16 protein-coding genes and 1 pseudogene are annotated in these 19,420 nt (G+C 38.4%); 11 read left to right on the top strand and 6 right to left on the bottom strand.

The annotated features are described in order from the left end of the window. Both Q0V26_RS14485 and Q0V26_RS14490 read left to right on the top strand, forming a co-directional pair. Positions 1-606 (top strand): annotated as a pseudogene (locus tag Q0V26_RS14485) (transporter); the annotation flags it as partial. Between the two features lie 184 nt (positions 607-790). Beyond that, entirely contained in the window at positions 791-1,399 is a 609-nt protein-coding gene (locus Q0V26_RS14490) for a DUF3157 family protein (protein WP_297482977.1), read from the top strand. 60 nt (positions 1,400-1,459) lie between these two features. Here the strand turns inward: Q0V26_RS14490 and Q0V26_RS14495 are convergent, their stop codons facing one another. The 5 genes from Q0V26_RS14495 to Q0V26_RS14515 form a co-directional block, all read right to left on the bottom strand. Beyond that, a complete protein-coding gene (locus Q0V26_RS14495; protein ID WP_297482980.1) occupies positions 1,460-2,272 on the bottom strand; it encodes an endonuclease/exonuclease/phosphatase family protein in 813 nt (270 codons plus the stop codon). An 87-nt stretch (positions 2,273-2,359) separates the two neighbouring features. Further along, a complete protein-coding gene (locus Q0V26_RS14500) occupies positions 2,360-3,982 on the bottom strand; it encodes a PTS transporter subunit IIBC (protein ID WP_297482983.1) in 1,623 nt (540 codons plus the stop codon). A 59-nt stretch (positions 3,983-4,041) separates the two neighbouring features. Beyond that, entirely contained in the window at positions 4,042-5,775 is a 1,734-nt protein-coding gene (locus Q0V26_RS14505) for an alpha-glucosidase (RefSeq protein WP_297482986.1), read from the bottom strand. 92 nt (positions 5,776-5,867) lie between these two features. Beyond that, positions 5,868-6,833: a LacI family DNA-binding transcriptional regulator gene (locus tag Q0V26_RS14510; RefSeq protein WP_297482989.1), complete on the bottom strand. Its 966-nt coding sequence runs from the start codon at positions 6,831-6,833 to the stop codon at positions 5,868-5,870. 215 nt (positions 6,834-7,048) lie between these two features. Further along, a complete protein-coding gene (locus Q0V26_RS14515; protein WP_297482992.1) occupies positions 7,049-7,588 on the bottom strand; it encodes a redoxin family protein in 540 nt (179 codons plus the stop codon). A gap of 1,152 nt (positions 7,589-8,740) precedes the next feature. Between Q0V26_RS14515 and cyoA the strand changes: the two genes are divergently transcribed. The 9 genes from cyoA to Q0V26_RS14560 all read left to right on the top strand — a co-directional run bounded on the left by cyoA (position 8,741) and on the right by Q0V26_RS14560 (position 17,348). Next, the gene (cyoA, locus tag Q0V26_RS14520) at positions 8,741-9,628 is read left to right on the top strand and encodes a ubiquinol oxidase subunit II (protein ID WP_297482994.1); all 888 of its coding nucleotides are present in this window, start codon (positions 8,741-8,743) and stop codon (positions 9,626-9,628) included. Beyond that, positions 9,618-11,705 carry a cytochrome o ubiquinol oxidase subunit I gene (cyoB, locus tag Q0V26_RS14525; protein ID WP_297482997.1) on the top strand — a complete coding sequence of 696 codons (2,088 nt, stop codon included), beginning with the start codon at positions 9,618-9,620 and terminating at the stop codon, positions 11,703-11,705. The genes cyoA and cyoB overlap by 11 nt, the downstream gene beginning before the upstream one ends. A gap of 15 nt (positions 11,706-11,720) precedes the next feature. Then, positions 11,721-12,365 carry a cytochrome o ubiquinol oxidase subunit III gene (cyoC, locus tag Q0V26_RS14530; RefSeq protein ID WP_297483000.1) on the top strand — a complete coding sequence of 215 codons (645 nt, stop codon included), beginning with the start codon at positions 11,721-11,723 and terminating at the stop codon, positions 12,363-12,365. Beyond that, positions 12,365-12,718, top strand: coding sequence for a cytochrome o ubiquinol oxidase subunit IV (gene cyoD, locus Q0V26_RS14535; protein WP_297483002.1), 354 nt, complete (start codon positions 12,365-12,367; stop codon positions 12,716-12,718). The genes cyoC and cyoD overlap by 1 nt, the downstream gene beginning before the upstream one ends. A 13-nt stretch (positions 12,719-12,731) precedes the next feature. Beyond that, positions 12,732-13,649 carry a heme o synthase gene (gene cyoE / locus Q0V26_RS14540; RefSeq protein WP_297483005.1) on the top strand — a complete coding sequence of 306 codons (918 nt, stop codon included), beginning with the start codon at positions 12,732-12,734 and terminating at the stop codon, positions 13,647-13,649. Next, entirely contained in the window at positions 13,646-14,266 is a 621-nt protein-coding gene (locus Q0V26_RS14545) for an SCO family protein (RefSeq protein WP_297483008.1), read from the top strand. Before cyoE ends, Q0V26_RS14545 begins: the two co-directional genes overlap by 4 nt. Before the next feature lie 9 nt (positions 14,267-14,275). Further along, positions 14,276-14,779, top strand: coding sequence for a copper chaperone PCu(A)C (locus tag Q0V26_RS14550; RefSeq protein ID WP_297483010.1), 504 nt, complete (start codon positions 14,276-14,278; stop codon positions 14,777-14,779). A gap of 15 nt (positions 14,780-14,794) precedes the next feature. Continuing rightward, complete coding sequence (locus Q0V26_RS14555; RefSeq protein ID WP_297483013.1) at positions 14,795-15,295, top strand: hypothetical protein; 501 nt, start codon at positions 14,795-14,797, stop codon at positions 15,293-15,295. A 385-nt stretch (positions 15,296-15,680) separates the two neighbouring features. Beyond that, complete coding sequence (locus Q0V26_RS14560) at positions 15,681-17,348, top strand: pseudouridine synthase (RefSeq protein ID WP_297483015.1); 1,668 nt, start codon at positions 15,681-15,683, stop codon at positions 17,346-17,348. A 600-nt stretch (positions 17,349-17,948) separates the two neighbouring features. Here the strand turns inward: Q0V26_RS14560 and murP are convergent. Continuing rightward, positions 17,949-19,403, bottom strand: coding sequence for a PTS N-acetylmuramic acid transporter subunit IIBC (murP, locus tag Q0V26_RS14565; RefSeq protein WP_297483017.1), 1,455 nt, complete (start codon positions 19,401-19,403; stop codon positions 17,949-17,951). Between the last annotated feature and the right edge of the window lie 17 nt (positions 19,404-19,420).

A 19,420-nucleotide genomic window follows, 5' to 3' on the forward strand; every position in this document is an offset into this window, starting at 1 on the left:
AACACCGTATTAGGGGTATTTATTCCTCTTATTTTTGTGTTTATTCTCACTCCAGGTTGGCAAAAGAAATCATTTCCAACCCAACTATCAACCACTATCAAGGGTTATACCGATTACTTAATTAGCTTTCATCTTTACTTAGCAAATAAAGATCCACAACACATTGAGAAATTACAACGTCACTTCCAAGATTGTGTCGTCTACGATACCAACCTATTTGATCACTGGATGGGATATTTAGGCGAACCACAACGTAATTCACAAACAAGTGAACATATTCTTCTTTGCAGTCGTAGCTCTAATATTATTTTACGGATATTGACACAACTAAATGAAAATAAAGAACAAATAACACTCAACAATCAAATAGAAGCTGAAATTAAAAGTGCGACTCATTCATTAATACAACTTCAACAGCTGTTGCAACAGACATTAAATCATACTGAGTTATTTAAACATATTTCTAAACAAGAACAGTTAATCTACCAGTCTTTCACTTATATTGAAGATGAGATATATCGGCTTGATAACGATCAGTTGATAGCGTTGCTAGCAAAAGAAATTGCACTCTTTCTTAATGCCATCGACCATCAAGCACAAGAATAATTACGACGTCATTGTTTATAATAACAGTACGTTGTTTCTCTATAAGCCAGTTATCATGCTGGCTTTTTTTTAACACGGTTAACCATTCTATTTATAACAATTATCAGTAACGGAGTTAGCGTTATTTAGCTATAAAACTGTTAGAATTGCGAACTTAAAAGCATCAGAAGTTAAGGACAGAATAATGCTTCAAAAAACACAACTGTACGGTATTGTTATTGCTTTAATCGCTTCAAGTTCAGCATGGGCAGCGGATCAAACCATCACACTTAAAGACGGACGCCAAGTTATTCTGCATGATAACTTTACTTGGCAATATAAAGCACAAACCAATGATCCAGCCACCAGCCCAACAATCAAAACAACAGCTGCAACAGAAACGGCTATTCCGGTTATCGCAACACCAGCGGTAGCGATTCCCATTATTAGCGCCCCCAAAGGTGTTGAAATTGAATTAGGAACCACAAAAGCGATTCAACAACTCAGTGACAGTGGTATGGATGTACTATTAACGGCAGCACATTACGAAAATGGCACACTGATTATTCCAACCATGATGACAAACCAAAATTCGAAATCAGTGGTCGATGTCACCATGAAAGTGCGTTTAAGTAATAGTGACGGCCAAACAATAGCCACGGATGAGTTCACCGTATGGCGCTCAATTAACCGTATGCCAGACACCTATTTCCGTCCAAAAACACAACATCAAGGTAAACCAATTATCTTTGATGTACCAAAAGCTGAACGTTACTTTATTGATGCTGAAATCACTGATGTTGATATGAGATAAAACACCAAAAAGCTCAAACTATCGTGTAGATTTGAGCTTTTTCAACAACAATATTATTATTTAATCAGTAAAAATTCTGACATCAGTAAGTACCCCAAAATGATCTGACACCACATCATAAAATTCACCATTAAAAATAACCTGATGATTTATTACAGGCAGTGGTTGATTACTAAAAATATAATCTAAACGCAATGACTGGCTATTTTGCTGCCAGCCATCAATATTTTTAACAACTGTTGTCCCTATATCTTTCGTTTCTGCCATAGCATAACAATCAAATAAGTGACATTGTAACGCATAATCATAACCTTGATCGCGAATATGGCTAGGGTTATTAAAATCACCTAATAAGAAGCTCAATCGTGGTGATAATGTCGCTGTAATTCGATTTAAATGATCAGCAAACGAACCTTGTTCATCATTCCACCAACCACAATGGCAATTATAAAAATCCAACTCTAGTTGTTGATAAGCCACTTTAATACGTACAGCACGACGATGTTTCCAATTACTGACATCATAATTATCACTTAAATCGATCACTTGATGCTCAATAATGGGTAAGCGGCTTAAAAAAGCCAATCCTTCTTGATAGACCTCATAGCTTTGATGAACAAAATCCCAAGTTAACTGATAATCATGCCCCAATTCAGCTAATTTTTGCTGTAATAAATAACCATAATTATCACTATGTACAGGATAATTACTGCATATTTTATCGTTTATGGTTGCACTAAGATGATGTTGATTAACTTCTTGTAATGCAATTACATCACAATCTTGATCAATAATGGCTTGAGCAACTATGGCTAACTTTTGTAATTGATCTGATTCTTGCCAACTGTGAGTATTTAATGTCAATAACTTCATAAATCATTCACTTACTAATGATGTATTGAGATAAAAGCGCAGTGTTTTACCTACGCTTATCATAATGTCATTCTTCACAGTAGCGGATTAAGCCGTTGCAAACTTATCTATCAACGCTGACTTAATTACATCAACACCTGGGCCATAAATAGCTTGAACCCCTTGATCTTTAATCACTAAGCCTAATGCACCGGTTGACTTCCATAAGGTATAATCAGCCACTAATGCAGGATCTTTAACCGTAATACGTAGCCGTGTCATGCACGCATCAATCTCTGCAATATTGCTACGACCACCAAGGTTTTGAATAATAATTTCAAGCTTATCGTCTTGTGACATCCCTTCGGCTTTCTCATCAATATAATTACCTGCACGTCCAGGGGTGGGTAAATTAAATTTAATAATAAGCAGGCGGAATAAAGCATAATTAATCGCAAAGAAGGCAATACACACCATCACAAAGCTAATTAAGTCCCCACCAATGCCCGCCGAAATCATCATTGGAACACGGGTAATCAGCTCAATTAAACCAAAAGCATGCACACGTAAATCAATCAGATCCACCAGCGCAAAAGCCAATCCGGTTAATATCGCATGGGCTACATACAATACCGGTGCAACAAACATGAACATAAATTCAATCGGCTCAGTGACACCTGTTAGCAATACAGCTAAACACGCTGAGAAGAACATTGGCTTATATTGCAGGCGCTTATCGCTATCAACACAATGGTACATGGCAAGACCAATACCAATTAAAGAAGAGGCAGCAATGATCACTTGACCCGCTTTAAAACGTGCTGGGTGTACGGTAGCCAATAGGTGTTGGTAAGCTGCAGGATCGGTTAATTTAAGATTATTTAGATCACTTACCCATGCAAGCCATAATGGATCTTGACCATAAACACTTGAACCAGCACTTGGTCCGGTTAATAACTGATATGCCCCACCCAGCTCGGTGTAATTCATTGGAATAGTTAGCGTATGGTGCAAACCAAATGGCAATAATAAACGCTCTAAGGTACCGTAGACAAACGGAGCAATAATCGGTGCGCTATCTTTTGAATTTGCAATCCATTGACCAAATTCATTTAATGCACCTTGTACTAATGGCCAAACAACGGCAAGTACAAACGCAATGATCACCGAATAGAAAATCACCATAAAAGGCACAAAGCGTTTGCCATTAAAGAACGCTAACGCTTCAGGTAAGCGAGAGTAATCATAATAACGGTTATATAAATTAGCCCCTAAGTAGCCTGAGATGATGCCAATAAATACCCCCATGTTCAGTGCTGGCGCGCCTAGAATAGTGGTAAAAAATTGAGACACCGGCAACTCAGAACCAAACAGACTTATGACTGTTGCATGAGGATCACTCATCATGCCGCCATTAACACCGAAGATAACCCCAGTAGTACGGTTAATCAGAATAAAAGCTATCACGGCAGCAAATGCACCGCCTGCACGTTCTTTAGCCCATGAACCACCAATTGCAACGGCGAACAATAGGTGTAAGTTAACAATCACGCCCCAGCCAATATTTTCCATAATATGGCCAAGAGTTTCGATAGCGCCAATGCCACCAGCATACATAGCGACAACTTTACCTAACGAAATCATAATACCAGCAGCAGGCATTACGGCGATCACAACGATCAGTGATTTACCGAACTGTTGCCAAAAATCAAACGAAAGCAATTTACTCATAACTAATTCCTTGATTGAGGTGGCAGGTTTACGTCATCACTGACCTGCCATAAATATAACTATTGTTTTTTCACAAACACATAAGCCGCATAAGCTGGCGCTAATTGTGTCGCCATAAAGTCACTACGGGCGGTGTCATTATTTGGCGTTTGATTATCGAGAATGAGTTCCCCTAGCTGAGTAATATCAAGATCAACTCTTGTCTCGTGATCACTTAAATTCGTAATAACTGTCCACGTCAGATCTGATTCAATCCGTTGATAAGCATAAATATGGGCATCATTTTCTAGTAATAATTGATAGCGACCTGTAATCAAACTTGGGTTGTTTTTTCGAAGGGTGATTAACTGTTTATAAAACTGTAAAATCGAGTGCGGATCGCGCTGTTGTTGTTCAACATTAATATCGGTGTAATTAGGATTAACTACCAGCCAAGGTGCGACCTCAGAAAAACCACCAAATGCCTGCGTATTCCACTGCATAGGTAAACGGCTATGATCACGTGAAACTTGGTTTAGCAACTCTAATATCTGTTGATCTGTTTTTCCTTGCTGCTGTAATTTAGCTATTAAGTTTTTAGCTGATACATCGTTAAAATCATCTAATGCAGTAAACGTATGATTAACAATGCCAATTTCTTGGCCTTGGTAAATAAACGGCGTACCTTTCATTAGAAAATAACAGGCAGCCAATGCGGTTGCACTGCCATACCAATAATTGGCATTTGCAAACGTATTAATACTACGAGCTTGGTCGTGATTTTCGAGGTATAAAGCATTCCAGCCTTTACCTTCTAACGCATTTTGCCAACGGGTTAAAATTTGCTTAAATTCCACCAAATCAAACTGCTTACGATTTTGCTCTTCTGACCACAACTTCATGTGTTCAAATTGGAAAATCATATTAAAGACGCCACCTTTATCGCTTTCAGTGGGCTCAGCCACCCACGTTAATGCATCTTGTGCTTCAACCCCATTAGCTTCACCAACAGTGACAATATCAAAAAGAGCAAAAGCTTGGTCACGCAGTTCATATAGGTGCTGCTCAATACCATCAACATTCATGTGGTAATCAAACGAAGACACATAATCATCACCCTTTGGATTAGGTAATGACGGTAAGCCCGGCTGTTTTTGAATATGGCTAATAGCATCCACTCTAAAACCATCAATGCCGCGCGCTAACCACCAGTGAATCATGCTAAATAACGCTTGTTTTACTTCAGGATTTTGCCAATTCAAATCTGGTTGTTTTTTAGAAAATAAGTGCAAATAATATTGCGCAGTAGCAGCATCATATTGCCACGCACTACCATGAAAAATACTTTCCCAATTATTAGGTGCATTGGTAGGACTATCTAGGCTAGGTTCACTACCATCGCGCCAAATATACCAATCGCGCTTAGGATTAGTTTTGCTTTGGCGTGATTCAATAAACCATGGATGCTCGTCACTGGTATGGTTAATCACTAAATCCATAATGATACGAATACCGCGATCATGTGCATCACTGATTAGGCGATCAACATCGGCAAGACTACCGAAATCGGGATGAATAGCTTGGTAGTCACTAATATCGTAACCATTATCATCATTAGGTGATTGATAAAATGGACAAATCCATACCAAATCAATCCCAAGTTCAACTAAATAATCAAGCTTGGCAATAATGCCAGCAATATCACCAATACCATCTTGGTTACTGTCAAAAAAACTGCGTGGATATATTTGATAAGCAGTGGCGGCTTTCCACCATGCAAGCGATGTTGCTGACGTATTATTAGGGTGATTCATCCATTTAACCTTACTAAACGTATACTACATATCTGTATGTGTTACCGATAACACATACGGTAAGATCGAATGTAGTGATATGCAAAAGGTTTTTAAATGAACTGAGAGCTTTCTCTGATTTTTAACTCAAATTGGCCTTCACAAGAGCTTGAATCTCGTTTAATAAGCTTCTTCACTGCTTGATAGCCCATTTGATAATAATTAAACGCCACCGTTGTTAAACTAGGTACTAACAAGTCGCTATAATCATAATCGCCAATACCTATCACCCAAATATCATGCCCTATTTTGAGATGCTGTTCTTTAGCCCGACGGTATAACCGTATCGCAATATTATCAGTAGCACAAAAGTAAACGTGGTTGGGTTTTAACGTAATTAATTGATAAGTTTCTTTTTGTTCAGAATCAGCTAATGCTTGTAATGAATGTGGTAAGGTCGGTGCAATATGAGTAAGCGTGGTTTGCATCAATTGAGTACGTGATGACAACATACGCGCATCATAAATATAATGGATGGCTGTAAAGGGGGCTTGCTGTTGTTGTAACTGATGAATAGTATGAGAAACGAGTGCCGTTATCGCCGCTTGTTCTGGATAATATAAACAACAATGATCAGGAATAGCTTTACCTATAAAAATCAGGTTTTCTAATCTTTTATAAAATGGCTCATCAACACTGTGCTTTGAAGCAATAACAATAGTACCAAGAGCATTAAGGCCATTGAACTCACTTACAGCTTGACGTTCAGATTCATGACTAAACCCTGTCGCATGAAATAACATACGGGCATTAGACTCATTTGCTGCCGCTAACGCACCTTTAATCACCAAGCTGGTCGTGTAAGACTCAATTCGAGGCGCAATAAAACCAATAATATTAGATTGACTACGAATAGAACGTGCAAATTTATTTGGGGTATAGTGATTTTCTTTTACAATCGCATCAATTTTGACCCGATTTTCTTCTGACACATAGCCACCATTAAAATAACGCGACACTGTCATTTTAGAGATTCCAAGCTGTTTTGAAATATCAGCCATCGTCATTTTCTGAGCCATAACATTTTCACTGCAATAATAAAGATTATTACTATAGTACCCAATATATTGATAAAGAATACAGTATTAACGTTAATCTATTGAAAAGTAATAAAACTATTGTAGATTCGGCGTAGCAATGGTGATCATAAAATCAACGTACTTAAGTAATGTGACTCCTTCTTTATTATGAGAGATAGAAAAACACCAGCCTTTGTTGGGCTGGTGTTTTGATTTTAGTATTTAAACGTACCACGAATAGGATAGTTATTGTCTGGATTACGAATCCACCCAATACCATTTACTAAAGATTCTAATTCTGGTCGAACAAATGGATTATTCGATAAATCAACAACCTGCAATCCACCATTTTCATTAATAACAAATAATGCTGGCTCAGAGAAATTATGATCGGTTTCCTGCTCTGAGCGAGGAATTGAAATATATAGTCCCAATGTTTGCATTTGTTGCTCAGTTAAACCGTAAGCAATAGGAAAACTAATCGCTAGCTTTTCAATATGTTCTTCTAATTGTTGTTTCGAATCAGCAGAAACAGCAATAATTTCAACATTAGAGTCTAATAACTTTTGCTTATAATTTTCTAATTCATTTAGATATTTTGTACATAACGGGCAATGTTTACCTCGATAAACAAATACAGCTTGCCATGTTGCATTACTTTGTGGCTTACCTAAAGTAACAGAAGTACCATCAAGTAATGTTACTTGTATTGCTGGGAATAGATCACCCGCATTAAGTTTTATTGAAGTTGTCATTTTAAACCCTCGTTAGAGATTATTAATATATACACCATTTCTTTGTAACAAGCATGTTTATCTATTTCAAATAAATCTCGATTTAATTAAACATGAATAAAAAGAACACTTTAATATTTATGTAAAAAGAATAACCAGGTAAGTTATTATTTATTGCTTTTTTAAGCGTACAAAAAACCACAATTAAGACTCTAACCACATTGATTACATTAGAAATACCATTAAACATCTTGATTCCATTCATTATGTTTAATGACAATTAAGCTCAATGATTATAATGATTTATTTAAATTGAATCTCTATTAAATTAAGCATAAAAATCACACTAATTTGATTGATAAGATTTCATAAATATATCTTTGAAAAATAAGCATAGACGTTTAATCTCTGAAAAACTTATTGATAAAAAATATAAAAACTCACCTAAAATTATAAGTCTGCATGTAGACTTATATTACTAATATATTAGTCACCCTCTATATTAGTAAGTAAGTTAACAATTTAATCACACTACTATTAGCCTTTATCATCTGAGATTAGCTAGCATAGAATATTTACTTTCGGTTTTTCTTAATAACAGCCCTCATCAAATACAGTTACATTCGTAATACCACTATCACAATTTACATTTTGAATAAGACCAAAACTCGGTTAACACAGCTAATCTTTATTGTAATAAATCCACAGTTACTTTAACTAAACTGTTCAAGTTAAAGTAAGTGTCAACATTTTAAACAAAGAAGTGCGCTTTAGATTGATATTGTGATTTTTGATTACTTTGTAGCCACCCAAAAAATAACTCAGCTTGTAATCATAAAATTTATTCTTAAAAGTATAGCCCATGTTCAATTTTTAACATTTTTAGCACATTTAATCGAAATTAGCATTTTATTATTCCCCCAATTTGATCAAGAATAGAGCAATAAAATTCACAACACAGTAACAATTTGATGATTTAACATACAAAAGATAGCAATAAAATATCTTTTCAATGCTTTTTTATAACTTAAATACAGTTATATATCAAAGTTTTATTCTTCATCATTTTGAATGATACGGTAACTACAAACTGACAAACATTAGATAACAAAAAATTTGTTATCCAGTAACAGTTATTGTTTTGTTATGAGTAATCAAGTTCACGGAGGAAAAATGAAAATAATCCGAAGTAAGAAGATGGTCATCATCCTACTTACATTACTCTCAATATTGCTGTTAGTGACGCTATTTACTAGCAGTAATATGGTGCTATTTGACTCAAAAGGCAGCGTTGGTGAAGCCCAATCGTCATTAATTATTACATCCGTTCTTCTGATGGCAATCATTATTGTGCCTGTTTTGTTTATGACGATTTACTTTCCTTATAAATATCGCCACAGCAACAAAAAAGCGGAATACACGCCCGAATGGGAACACTCAACTAAAATAGAGATCGTTGTATGGACAGTGCCCTGTTTGATCATTTTAGTATTAGGATGGATCACCTACCAAACTTCTTACTCACTTGATCCAAGAAAAGAAATTGTTTCCGATCAAAAACCATTAACGATTCAAGTCGTTGCTATGAATTGGAAATGGCTCTTTATTTATCCAGAACAACAAATTGCGACAGTCAATGAAATAACACTACCCATTAACCGTCCAGTTAAATTCTTAGTCACTTCAGATGCAGCTATGAACTCATTTTTTATTCCACAACTCGGCAGCCAGGTTTACGCAATGGCGGGGATGGAAAACCGTTTAAATCTCATGGCGAAAGAAGAAGGTTCTTATCGAGGTATCTCGGCTAATTACAGCGGCTATGGCTTTGCCAACATGCGATTTAAAGCCCATGCAGTTAAAGATGCCGCGTTTGAGCAATGGGTTCAAAAAGTAAAGACATCTGATCTTGTATTAAATAATACCAGTTATGATCAACTAACAGCCAATGCTAAAGAGCAAATTACCACACCACATCCAGTGACATACTTTGCTTCTGTTGCTCCGCTGAAATTTAAAGACATCATAGAAAAACATGCAGGAGTCCAAAATGGCTTATAAAGGGGATATATACGCCGAAGCGGATCCGGTTTTCGGCAAATTAAATTGGGATGTAATTCCCTTTACCGATCCAGTCGTTTTCCCAGTCATGATGGCCGTAGTGCTTGGCGGATTAGGACTATTAGGCTTGATTACATATCAAAAAAAATGGCACTACTTATGGAGTGAATGGTTTACCTCTGTCGATCATAAAAAGATAGGCATTATGTACATCATTGTATCCATGGTCATGCTTGTTCGAGGGTTTTCTGACGCCATATTAATGCGTTCTCAACAAGCAGCTTCTACTATTGATGCAAGCTATCTGCCACCTGAGCACTACGACCAAGTCTTTACCGCCCATGGCGTAATCATGATTTTCTTCGTTGCGATGCCATTTGTGGTCGGTCTAATGAATGTTATCGTGCCATTACAGATTGGTGCTCGCGATGTTGCCTTTCCATTTTTAAATTCTTTGAGTTTTTGGCTATTCGTTGCTGGCGCCATTCTAATTAACCTTTCTTTGTTTGTTGGTGAATTTGCCGCAACGGGTTGGCTTGCCTACCCACCACTATCGGGTATGGATGCTAATCCTTGGGTCGGGGTTGATTATTGGTTATGGTCACTGCAAATATCAGGTATAGGAACATTGCTAACGGGGATTAACTTCGTAGTTACTATTCTTCGTATGCGTGCGCCTGGTATGAAGATGATGCAAATGCCCGTATTTACATGGACATCATTGTGTGCAAACGCATTGATTGTACTGGCTTTCCCTATTTTAACTGTCACCTTAACCCTGTTAACACTCGATCGTTATGTTGGTACTCATTTCTTTACCACTGATATGGGTGGTAACCAAATGATGTACGTCAACCTAATATGGGCATGGGGTCACCCTGAAGTTTATATTTTGGTGCTACCTGCTTTTGGTATTTTCTCTGAAATTACAGCGACATTCTCACGCAAACGTCTATTTGGTTACACATCATTAGTGTGGGCAACAATGGTGATTATGGTGTTGTCATTTATTGTTTGGCTGCATCACTTCTTTACCATGGGCGCAGGCGCTAGTGTTAACGCCTTCTTTGGCATCGCAACCATGATTATCTCGATTCCAACTGGGGTTAAGATATTCAACTGGTTGTTTACGATGTATAAAGGACGGGTTGAATTCAGTGCTAGTATGTGGTGGACAATTGCTTTTTTAATCACATTTACTATTGGTGGTATGACCGGCGTAATGCTTGCTATACCCGCAGCCAACTTTGTTCTGCACAATAGCCTATTCGTTATTGCCCACTTCCATAACGTGATTATCGGTGGTGCACTCTTTGGTTACTTTGCAGGCCTTACTTACTGGTTCCCGAAAGCTACAGGATTCACCCTTGATGAACGTCTTGGTAAGATCTCATGTGCGCTTTGGACTGTCGGTTTCTTCGTAGCCTTTATGCCCGTGTATGTTCTTGGCTTTAACGGTATGACACGTCGTCTGAATATCGCAGATAATCCTGAATGGGCACCTTACTTATGGGTCGCAGCATTTGGTGTATGTATCGTTGCAGCTGGTATTGCGGTTCAGTTCTACCAAATATTCGTCAGTATTCGTGATCGTAAACAGAACCTAGATCTCACTGGTGATCCATGGAATGGCCGTACATTGGAATGGGCAACATCATCCCCACCACCATTTTATAACTTTGCTTTATTACCTAAGATTCATGATCGTGACGAGCACTATTACGCCAAAGAACATGGGTTAGCTTACCAAGAACCTGAGCGTTACAAGCGTATTCATATGCCAAAGAACACGTGGGCGGGTGTCGTTATCAGTATCTTCTCATTAATGCTTGGCTTTGCTTTTATCTGGCATATTTGGTGGATGGTTATTGCAGGCGCTGTTGGCATGATTGCATCTTGGATCGTTTACAGCTTCCAACGCAGTAAAGATTATTATGTTGAAGTCTCTGAAATTGAAGCGATTGAACGAAAACATCTTGCTAAAGCACTTGGTAAGAAGACCGTTGAACACAAAGATGGTGAAGACGATGATGATTTCGATCCATCCGATCTGAAACCAGCAGATTCCATAGCATAAGGGGCGAGAGCTATTATGACGACAGAAGTAAAAGATACCTTTAATCTCAACGTCCCTGCCCAGTCTATCGATAGTCATGATCTCGATGATCATGACCATCACGACTACGCTGGCGATACTATTTTTGGCTTTTGGATTTACATCCTCAGTGACTGCTTATTATTCGGTACATTATTTGCGGTTTACGCTGTTTATTCAAATAGCTTTGCAGGCTTAATTGAGCCTAAGGAACTGTTTAATCTTAGCTTTGTATTAACTGAAACAGCATTATTACTGTTTAGTAGTTTTACATTCGGTATGGCAATGCTCAAAGCCAACCATGAAGATATAAAAGGTATGTTCAAATGGTTAGGTATTACATTTGGATTAGGTTTGTCTTTTTTAGTGATGGAACTGTATGAGTTTTATCACTTCAGCAGTGAAGGAGCGACTTTCCATAGTAGCGCCTACTGGTCAGCATTTTATGGCTTGGTGGCTACTCACGGACTGCACGTTTTTGCCGGTTTAGTGTGGATGATCGTATTATTCTTCCATTTTAAACGGGACGGTTTCTCTGCAGAGAATAAAACACGTTTAGCTTGTTTAAGTTTGTTCTGGCACTTCCTTGATGTTATCTGGATCTGTGTATTCAGTGTGGTTTACTTAATGGGGGTATTGTAATGAGCAATTCAACTAACGAACATTCAACGGCACATGGCCAAGGTGGTCAAGCTCACGGCAGCGTAAAAGAATATGTTCGAGGGCTAGTGTTCTCCATCATTTTAACCATTGTACCTTTTGCAATGGTGATGGCTGGCGTCGGTTCACCCCAGTTTATTATTGGTGTGATCATGGTGTTCGCTGTCGCACAAATATTAGTCCAGCTGGTGTTCTTTCTGCACATGAACACCTCGTCTGAACAAATGTGGAACACGTCATCAGCGGTCTTTATAGTTGTTATTGTTGCTATTATTCTTATTGGTTCGTTGTGGATTATGGATCACTTAAACCACAACATGCTAATGGGTCATTGATCAAGGATGTTCTATGATTAAGCCTTATCTGAAACTGACCAAACCAGGTATCATCGGTGGCAATCTTATTGCTGCCATCGGTGGTGTATTACTGGCTTCTCAAGGCAATATTGACGGCCTATTACTTGTGGCTGTTTGTATTGGTACTACCTTGATTGTTGCATCAGGTTGTGTATTTAATAATGTTATCGATATCGATATTGATAAATTAATGAAACGTACCTGTGAGCGTGAATTAGTTAAAAAAATTGTTCCCGTCTCTTATGCCTTAATTTGGGCAACAATCTTATCTATTGGTGGTTTTTTTACACTTTATAGCTACACTTCCGCTGTCGCCTTTCAGTTTGGTGTGCTTGGTTTTGTGGTTTACGTTGGCTTATATAGCCTCTATTTCAAACGTAAATCAGTATACGGCACCTTAATTGGTGGCTTATCGGGTGCTTGTCCACCCGTTATCGGTTATTGCGCAGTCACAGGGCAATTTGATAGTGGCGCTGCAATACTGTTTATTACTTTTTGTTTATGGCAAATTCCACACTCATACGCGATTGCAATTTACCGTTTCGATGATTATAAATCAGCCTCAATTCCAGTCCTACCCGTAGAAATAGGGATCGCTCGCGCACGTTACCATATTATTGGTTATATCATTGCCTTTGCGATGGCAGCATTAACACTGACTTACCTTGGTTATGTAGGTAGCTGGTATGCATTAGGTATGGGTTTAGTGAGCCTACATTGGCTGTATATTGCCAAAGTCGGTTATCAAAAAGTCCCTAATGCTCAGTGGGGTAAAAAAATGCTGTTATGTTCCATTTTCAATATCATGGTGTTTTGTACGTTAATTTCACTTGATTTTTCATCTGAGACGATTGCTGATGGCTATCAAGTTAATGCAATACCTGCCGTAGTAATGGAGCCTCATTCATGACCAAAAATCCAACTAAAATAGTGCTTCTTTTGGGAGCACTGTTTCTCGCCACCTTGATGGGATGCTATATCTATAACACCACCACCCCTGTTGGTGAGAATGTAAAACAGCTAAAAGATCTTGGCGGTCCATTTGAACTAAATAGTGTTAACGGCAACGTCAGCCTTGATCAATTTAAAGGCAATATTGTGGTGCTTTATTTTGGTTTTTTAAACTGCGCTGAAGTCTGCCCTTCTTCAATGGGAGTTTTATCAGCGGCTTTTTCCCGTTTATCACCTGCAACCTATCAACATGTACAAGGATTATTCATCAGTGTCGATCCTGAACGCGATGATTTAGTGTCATTAAATAAATTCGCTAAATACTTCGATGATCATGTTATTGGGTTAACAGGAACTAGCCAACAAATAGAGGCTTTATCTAAGCAATATGGTGTTTATTTTGACATTATTGATATGGAATCATCTGAATTAAGCTATACCGTCGATCACTCTTCACGTTTCTATATTATTGATGAAACTGGCAAGTTAGTCGGCGCGATGAGCCACAACACTACCCCAGTTGAACTCGCTGCGGGCATTGAACGTATTTATGAAAAAGCTATTACTAAAAAATAGGAGATAACAATGAAAAGAAGTTCCTTATACCTTGCATTATTAATAGGTTGTTTTCATTCCACTGCTTTTGCGACAGATGTAACTCATGCCGACAGCCATGGCCAATCTCAGCAAAACTATACTGAGGTTCAAAAAGTAAATACCGAGCTAACGATTGAAAATGCAACCGCAAAAGCCACAATCCCAGGGGCAAGTGTCAGTGCGGGCTACATGAAGATCATCAATAACAGTGATACAGCAGTCACTCTTGTCAGCGCAAGCACTGCGATTGCTAAACATACCGAATTTCATCGTATGTTTATGCGTGATAATACGATGGCAATGCGTAAAATGGATGCACTTGTGATCCCTGCTAATGGCAACATCATATTAGCAAGTCAGGGCTATCATCTAATGTTTATGGGTGTCAAACAAGATCTTAAACCAAATCAAGTGATCACAGTGACCATGAAACAAGATAATGGTAAGCAATTTGACGTACAACTTTTAGTGATGCCAATTAAAAAGCATTAATTCGGAGAAGGTAATATGAAAAGTGTGCAGATTGCAGTTGCCGGCCTTTGCTTATTGCCTAGTGTGTTTATTGCACCAGTGAATGCCAAAACGTCAATGGAAAGTGTCCTTGAGCATCAAAACAATCCATGCTCAAGCGAATTAATACAATTAGCTGAAGTAGCATTGAAGACAAATCCACATCGTATTTTATCTTACAACGATAAACCTACTGATGTTCACCTCTTCAATGCGCTAGCAGTAACCAGCTATCGAGATCGTGATAGCCATGTCACCTTTCATGGCGTAAAAAATATAGCTGGTGGTTGTGATACGTCTGTCACTGAAAGCTATGTATTACAAACGTCTTGTTCAGACGCGCGCCACGAAGCATTCAGTAAATGGGATTTTCAAGGCAAACTCAATGACAGAACTTACGTTCTCAATAGTAAACGTATTAAAGGCAAACAAGCTTTTTTAACCGATCAATTACCTGATATTTGTTTAGTTACAACCCGTCAAGTAATCAATAATTAAGCTGTATTATCTTTTTATTTTAACAATTTTCATTATTCTAAAATAACCAATTAATACATACTAAAAGGCTCAAATAAGAGCCTTTTCTTTATTTCTATGCGTTGCACCTATTATTGATGAGCCACTTTCTTTTCGATCACTTTTTCATAATGGAAAAATGCATCTTTAATACAATAATCAATCCTAAAAATTTCAAATATCCTCTTATAAAAAATAATACTCAAATTTTGAGATTTAATATAATTCCACTCGCGAGGTATAAATTAAATATAAAAATATATAGTGCCTATAATTAAGCACTTAATAAAATAGTTTACTGACGTTAACTCGAAATTTTACGTTAGAAATGCTAGAATCGCCGCCCTTGTTCGTAATAGATACCATCATGCACGCATCAGATCATCATTTTACTCACTTCATTGCCGCTGTTGATACGCTACCGCTACCTGAGCGTTTTACGTTTCCATTTTGCTACACACCTCATCCATTATGTGTGTTAGCGGCTCAAGAATTACAACAACATATCGCGACTCAAGATCAATGGCAGCATAATTTTGGGTTGGACAATAATGATGCGATTGGTCACATGTTTGGGGTGTTATTGGTTCAAAACCAACAAGGCGAAATGGGTTATTTATCTGCATTTTCAGATAAAATTGCCAATCTTGCACACCTGCCTCATTTTGTTCCTCCGGTATGTGATGAGCGAAACATCGATCCTGCGATCAAGGCTCAGCAAGTTTTGATTGATGAAGTGATGACTAAAATAACCGCAATTGAATCCAAACCAAGTTACATTCAGTTGCAGCAACAATATCAAGATGCTCAAAATCACGCTGAATTAGCCTCTGAATCATTTCGCTTGCAGATGATCGAACAGCGCAAACAACGTAAATTACAACGTAAAGCGGCAGAACAAAGTCACGATAGCGAATTTATGACCCAAGAATTCCATCGTTTAGCCCGTGAAAGTGCGTTTGATAAGCATCAACAAAAAACAATTCGTCAGCAATGGGCTCAAACACTGGCTGATATTAGCGATAAGTTACAAGCTGATACGGCAGAGTTGGCCTTACTCAAATCAGAATACAACAGCTTAACGGCTGCATTACAACAACAGCGCTACGCACAATATCAATTTCTAAATCAGTATGGCGAAACACAAGATTTAAATGATCTCTTTGGTGGTATAACACCGCCACAAGGTGCGGGAGATTGCGCCACCATTAAATTACTACAATATGCTTTTAAGCAACATTTAACCCCGTTAGCGATGGCTAAATTTTGGTGGGGAGCCTCTCCTGCTGCGCAAATTCGCAAACATAAATACTTTTATGAAGCCTGCAAAAACAAATGCGAACCGATTTTACAGCATATGCTGGCTGGCCTTAACATTGATGCTAATCCGCTATTACAAAACCCAGCGGAAGGCAAAGAGCTAGAGATTGTGTATCAAGACGATGCGATGGTGGTTATCAATAAACCAGCAGAATTTCTTTCTGTGCCTGGTAAAACCATCACCGATTCCGTTTACAGCCGTATGCAAACGATGTTCCCTGACAGTGATAGTCCACTGATTGTGCACCGTCTAGACATGTCGACCTCTGGGCTAATAGTCATTGCACTTACCAAAGATGCGCATAAAGCCTTGCAAAAACAGTTTATTGAACGCACCGCAGAAAAACGTTATGTGGCATTATTAGATGGTATTGCCGAGCAGAATCACGGTGAGATTAGCTTACCAATGCGGGTTGATTTAGACGATCGCCCACGCCAATTAGTCTGTTATGAGCACGGTAAACCTGCACTCACAAAGTGGCAGGTTCTTGAGCGTAAAGACGGTAAAACCAAGGTTTATTATTACCCAAAAACAGGCCGCACTCACCAACTACGCATTCACTCAGCCCACCACAACGGTATGAATATGCCGATTGTCGGTGATGACTTATACGGTCAAAAAGCAGAACGCTTACATTTGCATGCACAATACCTTGGCCTAACCCACCCCCTCACTGGTGAGCCGATGGTATTTGAGGTTGATGCCGATTTTTAAGTCGGGTTAGATAGCGAATATAAAAAGCTAACAAGCAATAAAGCGAATGTTAGCTTTTTGATTTGTTTTATCGTGGCTGCTCTGAATAGTACCGTCAAATAACTAAAAGAGAGGTCATTCATCAGTTTATAACTTCGGTAGATATCTGGTGTTATGTGAAATGGGTAGCTAATTGAGTCCCGACATATTCCCTTGGTAGTTATCGTAATGACAAAGTCGCTTGGTAATCACAAGTTAACTCACACTCTGACTAACTAAAAACTGGTTATGAGGGCGATAGGGAATCTATTATCCACGCGTTGTAGAGTTAGTGTTTATCTGTGAAATTTTACGTGTTTTATTGGCGTCTTTTAGGCTCAAGCACACGTTGAGTAGATCACGGATAGCCTCGTCCCTCGCCTTCCGAGATGACGTAAATTAAGCAGAGAGATTGCCATGCTCACCCCCGTCATTCACTGTAAACACAGCCTAAAACGCAGTAAGAACCAGTAAAAAGGCCTGACTCCGATTGAATATCGAAATCAGGCCTTACTAGCCGCTAAACCGAAATGTCCAAGAATTAGGAATTACTTATTAAATCGGCTTCTCAATAATGTGGTCTTAACTTAAATCAACATTTTTGGTACCGAAGAACCATGTCATCGCAAATCCAACAAGATATGAAATTAGCAAACCGATGGTAAATATTGCCATACCCGCAAAAATACCTGAGCTTGATGTCATTAATGGCAAGGCAACAATACCTGATGGGCCAAATACCGTATTTAAACCAATTGGTAACCCCATGTAAGAGACTAATCCAATAAAGAAGCCACCAGCAGAACCGCCAACACAAGCAGTAACAAAAGGTTTAACACGCGGTAGCGTAACGCCGTAAATAAGTGGTTCGCCAACGCCTAAGAAACCCGGAATAATAGCGCCTTTGACTTGCGTTCGTAGCAAAGAATCTTTTTTAGCTTTAGCATATAACGCTAATGCTGCGCCAACTTGTCCTGCCCCTGCCATCGCTAAAATGGGGAAAAGAGAATTAAAGCCCTGAGCATCCATCAAAGCAAAATAAACAGGTACAAAACCTTGGTGAATACCAAACATTACTGAGATTAAGAATAATCCCGCTAAGATCGCACTGCCGAATGGATTACCATTAAGGTTGATGAATAACCATGACATACCTTTAAACAACTCACCGCCAATTGGCATGATGAGCACAAAAGTTACCGCTCCCATAATCAACAAGGTGATCATAGAAGTTAGAATCATATCTAGATTATCAGGAATAAATTGACGGACTTTTTTCTCAACACCAGCACCAATAATGGCAGCTATTAACACCCCAATAATATTGCCTCGAGGATCAATACCGTTACCAAAAAAATCCGTCATTCCTGAGTAAATGCCAGTGGTTGCATCTGGGTTATAACCTAATACAAAAAAAGACGCTAATATGGCACCATTAACACCTGAACCACCAAATGCTTGCTGAGCATTATAACCAATTAGGATACTTAAAAAGCTAAACAACCCTTTACTAAAGACTTTCATATACGCAATTAAATCAAGTAAATGGGTATTAGGTGTTGCATGACCAAGCACAAAAAGTTGTTCTAATAATGTCGCGATACCGAGTAGCAAACCCGCGGCAATAAAACCTGGAATTAAAGGCGTAAAAATAGTCGCAAACTTACTTAGAAAACGCTGTGCTGCACTGGTTTGTTTTTTCTTTAATTGTTGCTTATGCGCAGAAGCAACATCTTTAAGATCACTTTGCTGGTTTGATATATCCCCTGACTCTCCCGGTTCTTTCTCAAGCATGCTATTCATCATTTCAGCCGCCGTTTGTGCTTTACCCGGCCCTAAAACAATTTGAAATTGATCATCACTTTCAACTAATCCCATGACGCCAGCAATGCGCTTAATTGAATCTCGATCAGCTAAGTTATCATCTTGTAATGTAAGACGTAATCGCGTCATACAGTTACCACATTTGATAACATTTCCCTTGCCACCGATTGCCGTGAGTATTTTTTGTATCATTGAAGCGGTTATTTTGGCCATCTTATGCTCCTTAATAA

Source organism: uncultured Photobacterium sp. (assembly GCF_947039875.1).
GTDB lineage: Bacteria > Pseudomonadota > Gammaproteobacteria > Enterobacterales > Vibrionaceae > Photobacterium.

What these genes read in the sequence shown, in the direction of transcription:
- Q0V26_RS14515 (WP_297482992.1), bottom strand. Translation starts at nt 7,588, where the DNA reads ATGACAACTTCAATAAAACTTAATGCGGGTGATCTATTCCCAGCAATA.
- cyoD (WP_297483002.1), top strand. Translation starts at nt 12,365, where the DNA reads ATGAGCAATTCAACTAACGAACATTCAACGGCACATGGCCAAGGTGGT.
- Q0V26_RS14500 (WP_297482983.1), bottom strand. Translation starts at nt 3,982, where the DNA reads ATGAGTAAATTGCTTTCGTTTGATTTTTGGCAACAGTTCGGTAAATCA.
- Q0V26_RS14505 (WP_297482986.1), bottom strand. Translation starts at nt 5,775, where the DNA reads ATGAATCACCCTAATAATACGTCAGCAACATCGCTTGCATGGTGGAAA.
- cyoB (WP_297482997.1), top strand. Translation starts at nt 9,618, where the DNA reads ATGGCTTATAAAGGGGATATATACGCCGAAGCGGATCCGGTTTTCGGC.
- Q0V26_RS14495 (WP_297482980.1), bottom strand. Translation starts at nt 2,272, where the DNA reads ATGAAGTTATTGACATTAAATACTCACAGTTGGCAAGAATCAGATCAA.
- cyoE (WP_297483005.1), top strand. Translation starts at nt 12,732, where the DNA reads ATGATTAAGCCTTATCTGAAACTGACCAAACCAGGTATCATCGGTGGC.
- Q0V26_RS14555 (WP_297483013.1), top strand. Translation starts at nt 14,795, where the DNA reads ATGAAAAGTGTGCAGATTGCAGTTGCCGGCCTTTGCTTATTGCCTAGT.
- cyoC (WP_297483000.1), top strand. Translation starts at nt 11,721, where the DNA reads ATGACGACAGAAGTAAAAGATACCTTTAATCTCAACGTCCCTGCCCAG.
- Q0V26_RS14510 (WP_297482989.1), bottom strand. Translation starts at nt 6,833, where the DNA reads ATGGCTCAGAAAATGACGATGGCTGATATTTCAAAACAGCTTGGAATC.
- Q0V26_RS14545 (WP_297483008.1), top strand. Translation starts at nt 13,646, where the DNA reads ATGACCAAAAATCCAACTAAAATAGTGCTTCTTTTGGGAGCACTGTTT.
- Q0V26_RS14550 (WP_297483010.1), top strand. Translation starts at nt 14,276, where the DNA reads ATGAAAAGAAGTTCCTTATACCTTGCATTATTAATAGGTTGTTTTCAT.
- Q0V26_RS14560 (WP_297483015.1), top strand. Translation starts at nt 15,681, where the DNA reads ATGCACGCATCAGATCATCATTTTACTCACTTCATTGCCGCTGTTGAT.
- murP (WP_297483017.1), bottom strand. Translation starts at nt 19,403, where the DNA reads ATGGCCAAAATAACCGCTTCAATGATACAAAAAATACTCACGGCAATC.
- Q0V26_RS14490 (WP_297482977.1), top strand. Translation starts at nt 791, where the DNA reads ATGCTTCAAAAAACACAACTGTACGGTATTGTTATTGCTTTAATCGCT.
- cyoA (WP_297482994.1), top strand. Translation starts at nt 8,741, where the DNA reads ATGAAAATAATCCGAAGTAAGAAGATGGTCATCATCCTACTTACATTA.